The organism is Mycobacterium sp. 4D054 (assembly GCF_052245755.1).
Lineage (GTDB): Bacteria > Actinomycetota > Actinomycetes > Mycobacteriales > Mycobacteriaceae > Mycobacterium.
This window is the reverse complement of sequence record NZ_JBQQCF010000031.1, coordinates 53,623-68,915: the sequence shown is the minus strand read 5'-3', so window position 1 is coordinate 68,915 and position 15,293 is coordinate 53,623. Positions and strand designations below refer to the sequence as shown.

The 15,293-nt window shown below is 66.7% G+C and carries 16 protein-coding genes; 7 read left to right on the top strand and 9 right to left on the bottom strand.

Annotation, left to right across the window (positions count from 1 at the left end):
- The first annotated feature begins 251 nt into the window (after nt 1-251).
- The 7 genes from ACTWP6_RS20765 to ACTWP6_RS20735 all read left to right on the top strand — a co-directional run bounded on the left by ACTWP6_RS20765 (nt 252) and on the right by ACTWP6_RS20735 (nt 7,102).
- On the top strand, nt 252-692 hold the full coding sequence (locus ACTWP6_RS20765; RefSeq protein WP_260754785.1) for a hypothetical protein: 441 nt from the start codon (nt 252-254) through the stop codon (nt 690-692).
- Between the two features lie 85 nt (nt 693-777).
- Complete coding sequence (locus ACTWP6_RS20760; RefSeq protein ID WP_260754787.1) at nt 778-2,007, top strand: sensor histidine kinase; 1,230 nt, start codon at nt 778-780, stop codon at nt 2,005-2,007.
- A gap of 3 nt (nt 2,008-2,010) precedes the next feature.
- Nucleotides 2,011-2,808: a LytR/AlgR family response regulator transcription factor gene (locus tag ACTWP6_RS20755; protein ID WP_260754788.1), complete on the top strand. Its 798-nt coding sequence runs from the start codon at nt 2,011-2,013 to the stop codon at nt 2,806-2,808.
- On the top strand, nt 2,798-3,172 hold the full coding sequence (locus ACTWP6_RS20750; RefSeq protein WP_260754789.1) for a hypothetical protein: 375 nt from the start codon (nt 2,798-2,800) through the stop codon (nt 3,170-3,172). The genes ACTWP6_RS20755 and ACTWP6_RS20750 overlap by 11 nt, the downstream gene beginning before the upstream one ends.
- Nucleotides 3,169-4,911, top strand: a complete 1,743-nt coding sequence (locus ACTWP6_RS20745; RefSeq protein WP_260754790.1) for a sodium/solute symporter — start codon at nt 3,169-3,171, stop codon at nt 4,909-4,911. Before ACTWP6_RS20750 ends, ACTWP6_RS20745 begins: the two co-directional genes overlap by 4 nt.
- A gap of 212 nt (nt 4,912-5,123) precedes the next feature.
- Nucleotides 5,124-5,474 carry a DUF485 domain-containing protein gene (locus tag ACTWP6_RS20740; RefSeq protein ID WP_260758242.1) on the top strand — a complete coding sequence of 117 codons (351 nt, stop codon included), beginning with the start codon at nt 5,124-5,126 and terminating at the stop codon, nt 5,472-5,474.
- Nucleotides 5,471-7,102 carry a solute symporter family protein gene (locus tag ACTWP6_RS20735; protein ID WP_260754791.1) on the top strand — a complete coding sequence of 544 codons (1,632 nt, stop codon included), beginning with the start codon at nt 5,471-5,473 and terminating at the stop codon, nt 7,100-7,102. Before ACTWP6_RS20740 ends, ACTWP6_RS20735 begins: the two co-directional genes overlap by 4 nt.
- A 38-nt stretch (nt 7,103-7,140) precedes the next feature.
- Here ACTWP6_RS20735 and ACTWP6_RS20730 read toward each other — a convergent pair whose 3' ends face one another.
- The 9 genes from ACTWP6_RS20730 to ACTWP6_RS20690 all read right to left on the bottom strand — a co-directional run bounded on the left by ACTWP6_RS20730 (nt 7,141) and on the right by ACTWP6_RS20690 (nt 15,284).
- A complete protein-coding gene (locus ACTWP6_RS20730; protein ID WP_260754792.1) occupies nt 7,141-7,995 on the bottom strand; it encodes an alpha/beta fold hydrolase in 855 nt (284 codons plus the stop codon).
- Nucleotides 7,992-8,663 (bottom strand): isochorismatase family protein, encoded by a 672-nt coding sequence (locus ACTWP6_RS20725; RefSeq protein WP_260754793.1) that lies wholly within the window; start codon nt 8,661-8,663, stop codon nt 7,992-7,994. The genes ACTWP6_RS20730 and ACTWP6_RS20725 overlap by 4 nt, the downstream gene beginning before the upstream one ends.
- Nucleotides 8,660-9,433 carry a maleate cis-trans isomerase family protein gene (locus ACTWP6_RS20720; RefSeq protein ID WP_313901334.1) on the bottom strand — a complete coding sequence of 258 codons (774 nt, stop codon included), beginning with the start codon at nt 9,431-9,433 and terminating at the stop codon, nt 8,660-8,662. Before ACTWP6_RS20720 ends, ACTWP6_RS20725 begins: the two co-directional genes overlap by 4 nt.
- A gap of 2 nt (nt 9,434-9,435) precedes the next feature.
- The gene (locus tag ACTWP6_RS20715; protein ID WP_260754794.1) at nt 9,436-10,677 is read right to left on the bottom strand and encodes a flavin-dependent oxidoreductase; all 1,242 of its coding nucleotides are present in this window, start codon (nt 10,675-10,677) and stop codon (nt 9,436-9,438) included.
- Between the two features lie 16 nt (nt 10,678-10,693).
- Nucleotides 10,694-11,677 (bottom strand): amidohydrolase family protein, encoded by a 984-nt coding sequence (locus tag ACTWP6_RS20710; protein WP_260754795.1) that lies wholly within the window; start codon nt 11,675-11,677, stop codon nt 10,694-10,696.
- 33 nt (nt 11,678-11,710) lie between these two features.
- Nucleotides 11,711-12,784 carry an ABC transporter substrate-binding protein gene (locus tag ACTWP6_RS20705; protein ID WP_260754796.1) on the bottom strand — a complete coding sequence of 358 codons (1,074 nt, stop codon included), beginning with the start codon at nt 12,782-12,784 and terminating at the stop codon, nt 11,711-11,713.
- 81 nt (nt 12,785-12,865) lie between these two features.
- Nucleotides 12,866-13,627, bottom strand: coding sequence for an ABC transporter permease (locus ACTWP6_RS20700; RefSeq protein WP_260754797.1), 762 nt, complete (start codon nt 13,625-13,627; stop codon nt 12,866-12,868).
- On the bottom strand, nt 13,627-14,457 hold the full coding sequence (locus tag ACTWP6_RS20695) for an ABC transporter permease (protein WP_260754798.1): 831 nt from the start codon (nt 14,455-14,457) through the stop codon (nt 13,627-13,629). Before ACTWP6_RS20695 ends, ACTWP6_RS20700 begins: the two co-directional genes overlap by 1 nt.
- On the bottom strand, nt 14,454-15,284 hold the full coding sequence (locus ACTWP6_RS20690; protein ID WP_260754799.1) for an ABC transporter ATP-binding protein: 831 nt from the start codon (nt 15,282-15,284) through the stop codon (nt 14,454-14,456). Before ACTWP6_RS20690 ends, ACTWP6_RS20695 begins: the two co-directional genes overlap by 4 nt.
- Nucleotides 15,285-15,293 lie beyond the last annotated feature (9 nt).

Sequence of the window (15,293 nt, the reverse complement as noted above, 5' to 3'; positions counted from 1 at the left end):
ATCTAGCCCTAGAAGTCGAAAAGCGCCTCAGGGCGTGCACAGTGCTCACCGGCCAGCGGCTCGGTGACCAGCGTCCCCTCAACAGATCGCTATCGGGTGAAGACTCGCTGGTCGACTCCCATTAGGGCGACGGCTGTGGTGGTCGTACTACATGCGCATCCTGATCTACGTGACGCCACGACGCGCGCTGTACTGGCCGACGCGCGACTTCACGGCCGCTCCTGACGAACTCGATCTCGCCGAGGTGCGCCGTGTGGACTGACGCAGCAAAGCGGCTGAGCAGGTTTCCGGAGGCGGTGTTGACCGCGCTCGACGCCCAGGGCTACCCCGTCAGTGTCCGCGTCAGCACCGGCGCCTACGACGCCGCTACCGGCGAACTGCCCGCAACGCTGCCACCGGAACTCAATGCCGTGGAAGGCCCGGCCAATCTGGTGTGCCACTTTCACGACGACAAGCTCTGGAAGCTCGAGTCCGCGCAGGTCAAAGGCCGGCTCGAGCGGCGCGGCGACGGCTGGGTGTTCGTCAGCCGGACCTTCACTACGCAGTCCGCATCGCACATGCTGTCGTTCCTGCGCAGCATCCACAGGTCCGCACGGACGTACCTCGACAAGCGCGGACTGCCACGTCCGGCGGTGAATTGGGCCTCCGTCAAGGAGATTCGGCGTCGCGCGGCGGAGCAGCGAACCCTCTGAGGCCACCTCGGGTTCCGGATCACGCTCCCGGCTGCGAGAAGACCGGTCTAAGGTTGGGCCACCCGCAAGCGAGGAGCACAAACAGATGTCCGGCGAGCTCGCGATCGCCCTGACGGCCGTGCTGGTGCTGCTGGCCGTCGCCGCGGTGATGCTCGCCGTACGGACTCGACGGGTGGTTGCCACCCCCACCGAACGCGCCGTGCATACCGCGCTGCACACGGCCTCGCTCGCGGCGCGCGCGCTGCGCCGCGGCCTCGACACTGATTCCGCGGCCACCGCCGCACCGTTTCTGCGCGGACTCACCGGCACCGACGGCCTGGCATTGTTCGACGGTGCGGGCGAGCTTCTCGCCGAGGACGCGTCCGACGACCAGATGTGGGACGACGCCGTGCGGGACGCATGCGTCGGCGCTGCACGGCAGTCCATCTCGGGCGGGCGGCGCGTGATGACGCACGCCCGGACGGTCGCTGTGGTGGCCCAACCCCTGCTCGCCGAATCCGGTGACCTGCTCGGGGTGCTGGTGGTCGTCACGACGCGCTCCCCCGGCCCCGGAATGCTCGGCGCGGTGGGCGAGGTGGCGCGTTATGCGGCCAGTCAGGTTGAGCTCGCCGAGCTCGACGCCTCCCGGGCGCGGCTGGACCGCGCCGAGGTGCTGGCGTTGCGCGCGCAGATAAGTCCGCACTTCATCTACAACGCGCTGAACACGATCGCGTCGTTCGTGCGCACCGACCCCGACCGGGCCAGGGAGCTTATCCTGGAGTTCGCCGACTTCACTCGTTACTCCTTTCGCGCCGCCGGCCAATTCACCACTCTCGCTGAGGAATTGCGCAACATCGATCGGTACCTGACCCTGGAGCGGGCGCGGTTCGGTTCCGCGCTCAAGGTCACGTTGCAGGTCGCTCCCGAGGTGCTCAACGTCGTGGTGCCCTTCCTTGCGTTGCAGCCGCTGGTGGAGAATGCGGTGCGGCACGGCTTCGCCGGCCGCGGCAGCGGGTCGATCGAACTCGTCGCTCGCGACGAAGGTTCCGACTGCGTCATCACCGTCGAGGACGACGGCGTCGGCATGGACCCGGACGCGTTGCGCGCGGGGCCGAGCGATGCGCTGTCCGACGGCGCCGCGGCCTCCGAAGGTTCGGGCGCGCATGTCGGCCTGACCAATGTCGACCATCGCCTGCGCGCCGCGTTCGGCAACGATTACGGTCTGGTGGTCGAAACCGCGATCGGCGCGGGCACCAAGGTCGTCATGCGGGTGCCCAAGTTCCGGTCCGGCGTACGGGCCAGTGGAGGTGGGTTCGGGGTGGGTCGAAATGAGTAGGACGTGACCAGACCGCTCACTGTGCTCGCCGTCGACGACGAGGCGCCCGCCCTCGACGAGCTCGCCTATCTCCTGGGCAAGCATCCGTGCGTCGCTGAGGTGCACCGCGCCGGCGACGCCACCTCGGCGCTGCGCGAACTGAACCAGCGCGCGATCGACGCGGTGTTCCTCGACATCAACATGCCCGGGCTGTCCGGGATCGAACTGGCCGGGGTGCTGGCCAACTACGCCCAGCGGCCGTCGATCGTGTTCGTCACCGCACACGACGACAAGGCTGTGGCTGCGTTCGACGTCGGCGCCGTCGACTACTTACTCAAGCCTATCCGCGAAGACCGACTCGACGAGGCGGTCCGCCGCGCAGCCGCCGCGGGATCCCCCGCAGCGGCGTCCCGCGACGAAACCGGCAGTGAGGAACCGGATTCGGGTGTCGTCCCGGCCGAGTTGGGGGGCGTCACCCATCTGGTGCCCCGCGACAGCATCGGCTGGGTCGAAGCCGAGGGCGACTACGCCCGGCTGCATTCGGCGTCGGGCTCGCATCTCGTGCGAATCCCGCTCAGCACACTGGAAACCCGTTGGCGTGACCATGGATTCCAGCGGGTGCACCGCTCCTATCTGGTGGCGCTGCGACTCGTCACCGGTCTGCGTACCGCCGACGGCGCGGTGCTGGTGCGGTTGCGGGCCAACGGGGCGTCCCCGGCGGTCGAACTTCCGGTGAGCCGCCGTCAGGCCCGCGAACTCCGCGACCGCCTGGTGCGCAACCCGATGCGCAGCCTGCGTCCGGGGAGCGCTGATGACCAGTAGTGAACGACCCCAACGTGAGCGGGTGGTACTGGCGCACCGGCGCGGCGCGCGGATGGTGCGGACCCGCGTCGAGGTGCAGGAGCAGACGCAGGTCGGCGACGCGCTGGTGCGTGGACTCATGCGCGCCCAGCTGGGCCTGGCGTTGCGGCTGGCGGCCGTGGTGATCGCGTTGATCGGCGCCATCCCGCTGTTGAACGCGCTCTTCCCGGAACTCGGCGGCATCACCGTCTTCGGTGTCCGGTTGAACTGGCTCGTGCTGGCCGTTCTTGTTTACCCGCTGCTGTACGGAATCGGGTGGTTCTACGTGCGGCTGGCCGAACAGGCCGAGCGGGACTTCGTCGGCGTCGTCGACTCCGAACCATGACCGGCTCCCCGCTGACCGCCGCGGCCCTACTACTCGCCGCCGTGGCCACCGTCGCGATCGGCGCGTACGGAGTCCGTTTCTCACGCACCACATCCGACTTCCTGGTCGCGTCCCGCACCGTCGGTTCGCAGTGGAACGCCGCTGCCATCTCGGGCGAATACCTCTCGGCGGCATCGTTTCTCGGTGTTGCCGGGCTGATCGCCAAGTACGGCGCCGACGCACTCTGGTACCCGGTCGGATTCACCGCCGGCTACCTGGGGCTGCTGCTCTTCGTCGCGGCGCCGCTACGCAGATCCGGCGCCTACACCGTCCCCGATTTCGCCGAGTTCCGGCTCGGGTCGGTGAGACTGCGCAAGATGGCCATGCTGGTGGTCGTCGTGATCTGCGTCTTCTACCTGGTCCCGCAGTATCAGGGTGCCGGCCTGGCGCTGAAAACCCTTCTCGGCACGCCGGTCTGGCTCGGCCCGCTGGCCGTCGGCGCCATCGTCATCACCAACGTCGTCGCCGGCGGGATGCGCTCGATCACGTTCGTGCAGGCGTTCCAGTACTGGCTCAAACTCACCGCGGTGGCCATCCCCGCACTGGCTTTGGCCGGGCTGTTCCTCACCGACCGCGGCGGAGAACTCGGCGGCCCGCTTCCGCCGACCGTGCAACAGGACACCACGGTGTCGATCGAGACCGACGTCGTGGTCCAGGTCGCCGACCCCAGCGGGATCTCGGTGACCGGAACCGTGGACGGCCGACAGGTCGACGATGCGCCGATCGGCCCGGCCGGCGAGCACACCCTCGGCGCGGGCAGCACGTTGACGCTGTCCGCCGGAGCGGCCACCCCTGTGGTCGCAGGCACGCCGGGCTCGGGCGCGGAGTGGATCGCTTCGGGTGGCGGGCTCGGCGGGCACCATCCGCTCTACCAGGTGCTCTCGATCATGGTGGCGACGTTCTTGGGCACCATGGGCCTGCCGCATGTGCTGGTGCGCTTCTACACCAACCCCGACGGCCGCGCCGCGCGGCGTACAGCGCTGGCTGTGATTGCGCTGCTGTCGCTGTTCTATGTGTTCCCGACCCTGCTCGGTGTCTTCTCCCGGCTGTATGTCCCGCAGCTGCTGATCACCGGCACCGCCGATGCGGCGGTGCTGCTGGCGCCGGGGTCGGCGATCGCCGGGGCGGCAGGACAGCTGCTGGCCGCGCTGGTGGCGGCCGGTGCGATCGCGGCGTTTTTGGCCACGTCGTCGGGTCTTCTGGTCAGCTTCGCCGGGGCGCTGGCCACCGACGTGCTCCCGGGCCGGGTGCGTGACTTCCGGGTGGCGGCGGTGATCGGCGGGGTGATCCCGATCCCGTTGGCTTTGGCGGCTTCCGGCGAACTGGAGTTGTCCCGCAGCGTCGGGCTCGCGTTCGCGGTGGCGGCCTCGACGTTGTGCCCGCTGCTGGTGCTGGGCATCTGGTGGCGCGGGCTGACCGCTGCGGGCGCGATGTCGGGGCTGGCGTTGGGCGGCCTGCTATCTGGCGGCGCGGTGACCGTCGCGGTGGCCGGCGGCGTCGACGAGGACTGGCTGGGCGGCTGGCCGGCGGTGCTGATCGGCTACCCCGCGGCGATCAGCGTGCCGCTGGCGTTCGCGACGATGCTCGTGGTCAGCCGTCTCACCCGCGCGACGGCGCCGGCAGGCGTGGCGCAGACCTTCGCGCGAATGCATGTGCCGGAGCACCTGGGCATGGGAATCGAGCGAGTGCCTCGCGGATGAGCGCTTGCGCGAAGACCAGAAAGCACGGATGAGCGCTTGCGCGAAGACCAGAAAGCCGGATGAGCGTCGCCGTTCGTCGTTGCTGATCGACCGCTCACCGCAACCTCCCCCTGCCTCGCCGTGTCACCGCGATCGACTCTGGGTATGTGACCCACATCTCAACTACGTTCACCCGAGAACCGGTTCACACCAGTCAGGAGCGTGAGATCAAGGTGTCCGAGACAGACCTTCCGATTCGCCCGGAAGCCATCAGCGGCGAACGCTATCTAGAAGTCCAGGCCAGCCCTGAGTTTCAGGAGCTACGAAGCCGCTTGCGCCGCTTCGTCTTCCCGATGACGGCAATTTTCCTCATTTGGTACGCGATCTACGTCATCCTGGGTGCCTTCGCCCACGATTTCATGGCCACCAAAGTGTGGGGCGACATCAACGTCGGCCTGCTCATCGGCCTGGGGCAGTTCTTGTCGACGTTCCTGATCACCGGCCTGTATGTGCGGTTCGCCAACCGCGAACTCGACCCGCGCGCCGAGGCGATCCGCACCCAACTGGAGAGTGAGCTCAAATGACCACCCTGCTGGCCCAGACCGAGACCGTGGGCAACCCGCTGGCCAACATCGGCATCTTCAGCCTCTTCGTCGTCGTCACGATGGTCGTGGTGATCCGCGCGAGCAAGCGCAACGCCACCGCAGACGAGTTCTTCACCGGCGGGCGCGGCTTCTCCGGACCGCAGAACGGCATCGCGATCGCCGGCGACTACCTGTCGGCGGCCAGCTTCCTCGGCATCGCAGGCGCGATCGCGGTGTACGGCTACGACGGTTTCCTCTACTCGATCGGCTTCCTGGTGGCGTGGCTGGTCGCACTGCTCCTCGTGGCCGAATTATTGCGCAACACAGGCAAATTCACGATGGCCGACGTGCTGAGCTTCCGGCTCAAGCAACGGCCGGTCCGGCTGGCCGCGGCGACGAACACGCTGACGGTGTCGCTGTTCTACCTGCTGGCCCAGATGGCCGGCGCCGGCGGCCTGGTGGCGTTGTTGCTCGACATCAACAGTCGCGCCGGGCAATCGCTCGTCATCGCCGTGGTCGGCGTGCTGATGATCGTCTACGTGCTGGTGGGCGGCATGAAGGGCACCACCTGGGTGCAGATCATCAAGGCGGTGCTGCTGATCGCCGGAGCGGGCCTGATGACGGTGATGGTGCTCGCGAAGTTCGGGCTCAACTTCTCCGAGATTCTGGGTTCGGCTCAGTCGGCCATCAGCGGATCGACCACTACCGGCGTGGCCGACCGCGACGTGCTCGCTCCGGGTGCGCAGTACGGCGGCTCGCTGACCTCGCAGATCAATTTCATCTCGCTGGCGCTCGCGCTGGTGCTGGGCACCGCGGGTCTGCCCCACGTGCTGATGCGCTTCTACACGGTGCCGACCGCCAAGGAAGCGCGTCGTTCGGTGGTGTGGGCGATCGCCCTGATCGGTGCGTTCTACCTGTTCACCCTCGTGCTGGGCTATGGCGCTGCCGCGCTGGTCGGCCCCGACCGCATCCTCGGCGCCGCGGGCGGGGTCAACTCGGCGGCTCCGCTGCTGGCCTTCGAGCTCGGCGGGGTGATCCTGCTCGGCATCATCTCTGCGGTCGCGTTCGCGACGATCCTTGCGGTCGTGGCGGGCTTGACCATCACCGCGTCGGCGTCATTCGCCCACGACATCTACGCGTCGGTGTTGAAGTCTCACAAGGTGACCGAGGCCGAGCAGGTGCGGGTCTCGCGGATCACCGCGGTCGTGCTCGGCGCACTCGCGATCGGCCTCGGCATCCTGGCCAACGGCCAGAACATCGCCTTCCTGGTGGCGCTCGCATTCGCGGTCGCCGCAGCGGCAAACCTGCCGACGATCATCTATTCGCTGTACTGGAAGCGGTTCAACACCCGTGGCGCGCTGTGGAGCATGTACGGCGGGCTGATCTCGACCATCGTGCTGATCGTCTTCTCACCGGCAGTGTCCGGTTCGAAGACGGCGATGATCCCCGGCGCGGACTTCGCATGGTTCCCGCTGGCCAACCCCGGCATCGTGTCGATCCCGCTGGCGTTCATCCTCGGCATCGTCGGCACGCTGACTTCACCCGACGACGAGGACCCGAAGGTGGCCGCCGAGATGGAGGTCCGCTCGCTCACCGGCATCGGCGCCGAGAAGGCCATCGCCCACTAGGCGACCGAGAAACGCCGGTTCGCGTTCGGCCGATGCCGTCAGGCGAGGATGGCAGACAGCGCACGCCGCACCAATTCCAGGGCGGCATCGGGGTTGTCCCAGAACACCATGTGCCCGGCGGACGGCACCTCGACCAGTTCGGCATGCCGGTTGGCCTGCTCGGCCTCCCGCACGCTCGGGGCGGGCACCACCGGACTCTGTGCGCCGTAGACGAAGACGGTGGGCGCCGGGACCGCGGGCCATGTCGCGAAGAAATCCTCGGTTTCGAAGCCTCGATGGCTGGCGGTGACGGCCTCCTCGGCGCAACTGGACAGCCACCTGGCCCGCAGTTCCTGTTCGCGCCGGGGCCACCGCGGCCACGACTGCGCCACCTCATCGGCGGTCGTCCCGTTCCGCGCCTGGATCAGCTGAGCGAGGAACATCTCCAGGGTCGTGGGATAGGGATCCCGACCGGGCCCACTCGTCGGCGGATCGACCAACACCGTGCCCCGCACCGGGACCTTGGCCCGCGCAGCCGTCAGCGCGGCTATCCGGGCACCCATCGAATGTCCCAGCAGCACGGGGTGATCCAGCCCGAGTCCACCGATGAGGGCCTCGGTGTCCTCGGCATAGGCCTCGAGACCGTAGTCGTCACCGTCGTCGGACAGTCCACGCCCCCTGATGTCGACGACGATGGGCCGCACCAGGTCGGTCAGCCGGCGCGCGACGAAGTCCATGCAGATCGCCGGGCTGGTGATGCCCGGCAGGATCAGGACCGGGGGAAGATCCCCGCCGTAGTCCAGCACGTGCAGACGAAGCTCCGCCGAGCGTACCCACCTGCTGACCGCAGGGACATCGGCCAGATCTGCCAATGCGTCTTGGCGCACGCACCGCTTGTCGGAGCCGCCCGTCACGACGGACTCACCGTGGTCGCGGACGGCAACTCACCCAGGTACCCGATCGCCTCATCCAAAGAGATGACGTCGCCGTACTTTTCCTGGATGTCGAACAGGTTCGCCTCGTGAGGACCGGAGGCGCGATCGCCGACGCATTCGCGGACGACGAGGACCGACAGGCCGGTCTGAACGGCGTCGACCGCGGTCGCACGGACGCAGCCACTGGTGGTGGCCCCGCAGATCAGCACCGTATCGCAGCCGAAGGCCACCAGAAAGGACGCCAGCGGGGTGCCGAAGAACGCGGACGCCCCCTTCTTCACGATCTGCTGATCCTCCTCGCGCAACGGCAATCTGGGATCCAGCGCCGCTTCCGGACTGCCGACCCGAAGGTTTCGCATGCCGGTCGCCTTGGCCAGCCACGTCACTGCCGATCCGTTGATCTCGGCGGGTGTGTAGGCGATCGTGGTGAACACCACCGGCACACCTGCCGCTCGACCGGACCCGATTAGCTGTGCGGTGCTCGTGACGACGTCGGTGAGATCGGCGCCGGTCGGGAACTGCGACTCGGTGAAGCCGCGGCTGAGGTCGACGACGAGGATCGCCGGCCGCCGGCCGCGGCGCACCGCGGCCCCGAAACCGGCCTGGTCGTAGGTGTCGTCGGTCGCCGCACCGTAGCGGCCGGTCATGGTGCGACACCTTCGGTGTCGAAGGCACCGCTGAGCAGTCGGCCCGCGTCGGGAACCACCGCTCGCAGTCCCAGCCGGCTCAGCATCGAGTATGTCGTCGCGATCGCTGCAGTCAGCACCGGCAGTCCCGCCTCGTCCTCCACCGGCTGGACCGCCGCCAGCGACGGCATCTGGACACAGGCCGACAGCACCAGCGCATCGGCATTGCTCAGGTCCAACTTCTTGTAATGCTCACGCAGGTCCATCGGATCCAGACGCGCCACTGCAAGGTTGTCCGATATCTCAAGGCTGTGCGCGCTGACCACCTCGACACCGGTGTCCTCTATGTAGTCCACGACGAGCTTCGTGAGCGGCTTGAGGTAGGGCGTGAGGATGGCCACCCTGCGCGCGCCAAGCGTCCCGATTCCCTCCAGAAGGGCTCCGGCGCTGGATATCACCGGGGCGTCGGAGCCCTCGCTGCGCAACGTCGCGGTGATCTGATCCTCCGCGACGCAGTGGTGACCGGGGCCCTGCGCCATGATCGCGACCAGGCACGCCGTGCTAACGACGTCCGGGCGGGCGTCTGCCATCTCCAGCGCAGCCCGCTCGGTCTGGGCATTCATCGCACGCAATCCCTCTGGCGTCACGTGCTGCATGCGCATCCGACTGGTGTGGAAGACGAAATCGTCCTCGGGGACGATTTGGTGCCGGGCCCGCAGCATGCGCGGCAGCTCCGTCTCCATCGTCAGGTTCGAGCTCGGCACGATCATGCCGATGTGGTGCACGGTCATGGTCAAGCGCTCCTCGATGCCTGGGCAAGCGTCGCCTTGTTGTAGCCCGCCGCGGATTTGTAGCTGTCCAGGATCGCCCGGATCTCTTCGGTCGTGATCACGTCTTCGACCCGCTCGAAGCGTTGGTAACCCGTGCGCGTCTCCACCACCTCGATAAGGTGATCCGGCGGGGTCACGCGGTTCTTCAGGACCAGCGCATTGACGACGTCCCGGCGGGTCAGCTCGTACCGGACGAGGGCCTGGGCCACATAGGGCTCCTCGGCGATCGCCTCGGCGAGGACGACCGTGTCGAGAATCGCCTGCATCGCGCCATTGGATCCGCGCGGGATCATCGCGTGTGCGGCATCTCCGACCAGAGTGACGTGCCCGAAGGTCCATCGGTCGACCGGGTTCCGGTCCGACATCGGATACTCGAGGATGGCCTCGGCATTCTTGATCAGCGCCGGCACATCGAGCCAGTCGAACGTCCAGTCCGCGAACGTGGGCAGCACATCCTCGACCCGTCCCGCGACGCTCCAGTCAACCGGACCGGACTCCTCCTGGCGGATCTCCGCGACCCAGTTCACCAACTGATTGCCGTCCGGCAGATTGCGGATCGGGTAGATCACCATCTTGCCGCGGTCGACCGTGCCGATCCGCAGGTGCGAACCACCCGATGCGATCGGCGGGTGGATGGTGGTCCCCCGCCACATGTTCACACCGGTGAAGACGGGTTCGCCCTCGTCGGGATAGAACTGTGCACGGATGCTGGAATGAATTCCGTCGCAGGCGATCACGGCACGACCCGATTGCGAGGGCAGTGGTTCCCGAGTCTGCGAGTCGACGAAGTGCACGACGGCGCCGTCTGCGGCCTCCTCGACTCCGGTGCTGGTGTGTCCCAGCGTCACGGCGTCGGCGCCGAGTCGCTGCACCACGGCGTCGTAGAGCACTTCGTGCAGATCGGCGCGATGGATCAGGAACTGCGGGTACTCCGAGACCGCGGGGTCGGTGTAGACGAACTGCCCCTTGCCGGTGACGAAGCAGGATTCCTGGAAAATGACTGCGCGCTTGCGTAATTCGTCCAGAAGTCCGAGCTCGACCAGGGCCTTGGTGCCGTGCGGCAGGAGCGAGATCCCCACGCCGAGTGGCCGGAACGCGGGAGCCGCCTCGTACACGTGGCACGCGATACCCCGCTGATGTAGGTGCAGGGCGAGGCTGAGTCCGGCGATTCCGCCGCCGACGATGACGATTCGGTCATCGACCATTGAAGTTGCCACCTTTCTATGAGGCCTGTGGAGTGATACGGCCGAAAAGCCGGAGCGCGTTCTCACCGAGCACGCCAGGCAGGTGCTCGGCGGGCACGTTCGCCCGGACGAACTCCAGCGCCTTGCGGGAGGAGAAGTAGGGGAAGTCCGTCGAGAACAGGATCTGTTCTGCCGGCACGATCTTCATCAGCAGCTCCAACGTCTCGGGCTCATTGCAGACCGTGTCGTAGTAGAGGGTCTGCAGGTACTCCCGGAAGGACCGCTTCATGTCGGGCCACCACCCCTTGGTCCGGTACACCTCCAGGCGCCCGTGCAGGTAGGGCAAGGTGCCGCCGGCGTGCGGGTGCACGATCTTGAGGTTCGGGAACCGGTCCAGGACGCCACCGACGATCAATCCCATCGTCGCGAAGCTGGTGTCGAACATGTAGCCGAGCGAGACCTCCATCCGGTACGGGAGCGCCTTGGGTGACCGGAAGGCGCGGGTGGGGTGCAGCAGCAGCGGCACCCCGAGATCCTCGACCATCTCGTACAACGGGTAAAGACGTTCCGTGGCAATGGTTTCCCCGGCGACGTTGCCGGGGACCATGATCCCGCTGAGTTTCAACCGGCCGGTCGCGTCCTCGAGGACCTTCATGGCCGCGTCCACGTCGCCGAACGGAAGGTGGGCAAGGCCGATGAAGCGGTCGGGATATGTCACCTCCGCCCGGTGCATCTCCTCGTTGAGCAAGGTGCACAGCTCGGCAGCCTCGCCGTGATCGCGGTCGCTCAGGTCACCCGCGATCGACGCACTGACCACCGCGGTGTCGATACCCGAGCTGTCGAGTACCTCGACCTGGAAGTCCAGATCCGTGTGGCGCGCGTCGTACTTCCAGATCTCGTCTGCGGAGACCTCGTACAAGTAGCCCTCGTCGGTCCGCGAGGCGCGCGGGTAGTCGGCGCGCCCCAGGTGCAGATCGATCAACGCCGGCGGGTGCCAATGCCATTGGCTGTCAACGATCATCAGATGGGTGATCCTCTCTTCCGGCAAGGCGTGTCACTGCTGCTCGTTGAGCAGTTCGACAGCCTTCTCGGCGGGTTTGATGTCGACGATGTCCTCGTAGCTCAGATCCAGCGCGGACTGATCGAGCTGTCCGGCGCGCACGGCGACCTCGAGGTCGGTCCTGACCGTCTCGGGCGAGAGTGTCGAGATGTCGGTGGGCCACACCGCGAACTCGTTGGCGCGGTTCCAGTTCACCTCCAGGGTGTCCTTGGCGGGATCAGGATCCATCGCCTCGTTGGACCACTCGGTGTAGGATTCGAAGTCCTCCAGGGCCACCTCGTTGGCCTCGAGTACCGAGGCGCAGAATGCGGCCGCACGATCCTGGTTGTTGTCCAGCCATTCCTTGGTGGCGGCGTAGACGAAGCCCACCGAGTTCATGTCCTCGGCAACGACACTGAGGGTGTTGACATCGTCGCGCTGCGCCTTGAGCTGAGCGATCTCGAACGGGTCGAGCACCGCGGCCTGAGCCTCACCGGAGGCCAGCGCCGCGAGCCGCAGGCCGCCGTCCTCGAGGATCTGCACGTTGGGCAGGTCGGCGACCACGATGTCCATGTCGTGGGCCGCGAACACGTGGTTGAACACGTGGTCCACCAGGCCACCCGGGCTGTCCACGGCGACAGCGACATTCGGATCGGTGAGCTGTTCAATGCTGGTGACGTCACCGATGCCGACCACCTCGTCGGTCAGCGCACCCTGGATGGGGCAGAACAGCCGCAGATCGTGCCCCTGCTGAATCGTCTTGACGAACGCGGTGAAGGATCCGGTCACGACCTCCGCGCGGTTCGAGAGCAGCAGCTGCACCGCGGTGGCATGAGAGGACAGCTCGGTGATGTCGTCCTTCTTCTGGTCGAGACCGAACTGCTCGCCGAACCGCCAGGGGCCCTGCGCCTGCGGCACGTAGGCATCGCCCGAGGTGCTCCACGCCACCTGGACCGAACGCAGCTTTCCGCTGGCGTCCGCCTGCTCCTGGGGGCTGGAGCTGGAACAGGCGGCGGCGGAAGCCGCGACGCACGCGGCCGCCACGATGGCCCACGGACGAGGATTGAAGGTACGGGTTGCTGAGGTCATGATGGCTCCTAATCGTTGGGAGGGTGTGGGTTAGAGGGTTGGTCCAGATCCGGGTCCGTCGACGTCGCCGGACCCGTTACGTCAGGCGGTCTTCCATGCGAGCAGCCGGTTCTCGCCGGCTTTCGCCATGGACATGACGAGCGCCCCCAGGACCGTCAGCACCAGGACGGCCGCGTACAGATGATCGAGTTCGAACGAGCTCCCCGCCTTGATCATGTAGAGACCCAGGCCCTCCGCTCGCAGGAACAGATCGGCGATCAGCGCGCCCTGGATACTGCGGCCCACCGACATTCGGATGCCGGTCAGGATGTAGGGCCCGGCCCACGGGATCAGGATCCGCGCCATCATGGCGCGCGGCGTGACCTCGAAAGCCCGGGCCATCTCCATCACCTCATCGGGTACCTCGCGCAAACCCGCTGCGGTGTTGATGATCACGATGAAGATGCAGAACAGCACGGTGAAGGCGATCTTCGCCGTGGTGCCCATCCCGAAATAGATCGAGATCACCGGGACCAGCATCACCAGCGGCGCCGCGAAGCCGATCTTCACCAGCGGATCGAGCACGGCGTTCCACGCGTCGTAGTAGCCCATCAGCGCGCCGACTGCCACGCCGAGGACCGAGCCGACCACGACACCGATCAGGGCGATCAGCAGCGTCTGGGCGGCGGCGGCGGGCAGCGCGCCGTTGATGGTCTCCGACCAGGTGGCGGACAATATCTCCGACGGCGGCAGGAGCCAGAAGAGGCCGCCGTATGTTCCGGCGATCTGCCAGATGATCAGTGCCGCCAGCACCGCGCTCACCGAGACGGCCATCAGGCCGTATTTCGATTCCAGTTTGTTCATCACTGGCCTCCGGCCTTCGTCGTGCCACGGAACAGCCGGGTCTCGATCAGATAGAGGATCTTGTCTGCGAACAACGCGATGGCGATCACCAGGATGGCTAGGGCGAAGTACAGATCGAGCTCACGCAGCGCACCGAACTGCCGCAGCAGGTGGCCTGTTCCGATAGAGATCCACAGCTCGGCGATCACCATTCCCTTGATCGCCATGCCGAGACCGAGGCGGATGCCGGCCACCACGAACGGCGCGGCCGCCGGCAGGTAGATCCGGGTGTACATGCGCCACTTGCTGGTACAGAAGGCGTTCGCCATCTCCGACAGCGAGCCCTCCACGTACCGGACCCCGGCCGCGGTGTTCATGATCGGGAAGAACACCGCGAAGAAGACCACCACCGAGACCAGGTAGCCGAGCTGTGCACCGAAGATGATGATCAGCAGCGGCAGCAGCGACTCCTTGCTGGTCACGTACAGCGCGTTGACGAACGGGGTGAGCGCTGCATCGACGACCTTCGAGGCTCCCATCAGGGCGCCCAACGGGATGGCGATGGCCAGCGACAGCGCGAATCCGATGATCAGCTGCTGGATGCTGATCGCCAGCGTGGCGGCGTAACCCGCGCTGACCAGTTCTGGCATCGCGGCCAGCACCTCGGGGATGGTCGGCAGAAAGAATGGGCCCTGGATCATGGCCGTGATCTGCCACACCCCGAGAATCCCGCCGTACGCCACGACGCGGAGCCAGAAGTGCTTGCGCTTCTTCGACATCGGTGGTCGCCTGCGCTGGGTACCCGGCGCGCCCGATGGGCCTGCAGCCTCCTCGACCGCGGTGACCGTCACTGGTGGTCCTCTCCGGCAGAACCGGTCAGGTGCAGACAGCGCAGGACCTCACCCTTGAGCTTGGCGAACTCCGGCAGTGCCCGGATCTCCGGATTGCGAGGCCGGGGCAGCTCGACATCGAACACCTCGCTGATCCGTCCGGGGCGGGCGCTCATGACGATCACCTTGTCGGCGAGGTAGAGGGCCTCTTCGATGTCATGGGTGACGAAGACGACGGTCTTGTTGTCCCGCTCCCACAGATTGAGCAGTTCTTCCTGCAGCTTCATCCGCGTGAGGTCATCGACCGCACCGAACGGCTCATCCATCAACAGAATCTTGGGATCGATCGCCAGCGCCCGGATCAGACCGACCCGCTGTTGCATACCGCCGGACAGTTGCCCCGGATAGTGTTGTTCGAAGCCCTCCAGGCCGACGACTTTCATCCAATGGGTAGCCGTCTCGCGGCGTTTCTCCTTGGGCACACCCAGGTTCTCCAGGCCGAACTCGACATTCGCCAGCACCGTGCGCCACGGCAGCAGGTTGTAGCGCTGGAACACGAATCCGATGTCCAGGGTCGGCTTTTCGATCGTCTTGCCGTTGAGTAGCACTCGCCCCGAGTCCGGCTTCTGCAAGCCGTCGATGATCCTCAGCAGAGTCGACTTGCCGCATCCGCTGGGGCCGACGATGCAACAGAACGTGCCCGGCTCGATGGTGAGGCTGAAGTCCTCCAGCGCCTGCACCCGCCCCGACCGCTTGGTCTCGAACGTCAGGCTCACGTTCTGGATGTCGACCTGCGCCGCGTGATTGAGTCCTTCGTCGGGCCGGCCTGTGTCGAGTTGCGTTGTCATAGTGAACCT

What these genes read in the sequence shown, in the direction of transcription:
- ACTWP6_RS20760 (WP_260754787.1), top strand. Translation starts at nt 778, where the DNA reads ATGTCCGGCGAGCTCGCGATCGCCCTGACGGCCGTGCTGGTGCTGCTG.
- ACTWP6_RS20750 (WP_260754789.1), top strand. Translation starts at nt 2,798, where the DNA reads ATGACCAGTAGTGAACGACCCCAACGTGAGCGGGTGGTACTGGCGCAC.
- ACTWP6_RS20745 (WP_260754790.1), top strand. Translation starts at nt 3,169, where the DNA reads ATGACCGGCTCCCCGCTGACCGCCGCGGCCCTACTACTCGCCGCCGTG.
- ACTWP6_RS20735 (WP_260754791.1), top strand. Translation starts at nt 5,471, where the DNA reads ATGACCACCCTGCTGGCCCAGACCGAGACCGTGGGCAACCCGCTGGCC.
- ACTWP6_RS20725 (WP_260754793.1), bottom strand. Translation starts at nt 8,663, where the DNA reads ATGACCGGCCGCTACGGTGCGGCGACCGACGACACCTACGACCAGGCC.
- ACTWP6_RS20720 (WP_313901334.1), bottom strand. Translation starts at nt 9,433, where the DNA reads ATGACCGTGCACCACATCGGCATGATCGTGCCGAGCTCGAACCTGACG.
- ACTWP6_RS20715 (WP_260754794.1), bottom strand. Translation starts at nt 10,677, where the DNA reads ATGGTCGATGACCGAATCGTCATCGTCGGCGGCGGAATCGCCGGACTC.
- ACTWP6_RS20710 (WP_260754795.1), bottom strand. Translation starts at nt 11,677, where the DNA reads ATGATCGTTGACAGCCAATGGCATTGGCACCCGCCGGCGTTGATCGAT.
- ACTWP6_RS20705 (WP_260754796.1), bottom strand. Translation starts at nt 12,784, where the DNA reads ATGACCTCAGCAACCCGTACCTTCAATCCTCGTCCGTGGGCCATCGTG.
- ACTWP6_RS20700 (WP_260754797.1), bottom strand. Translation starts at nt 13,627, where the DNA reads ATGAACAAACTGGAATCGAAATACGGCCTGATGGCCGTCTCGGTGAGC.
- ACTWP6_RS20690 (WP_260754799.1), bottom strand. Translation starts at nt 15,284, where the DNA reads ATGACAACGCAACTCGACACAGGCCGGCCCGACGAAGGACTCAATCAC.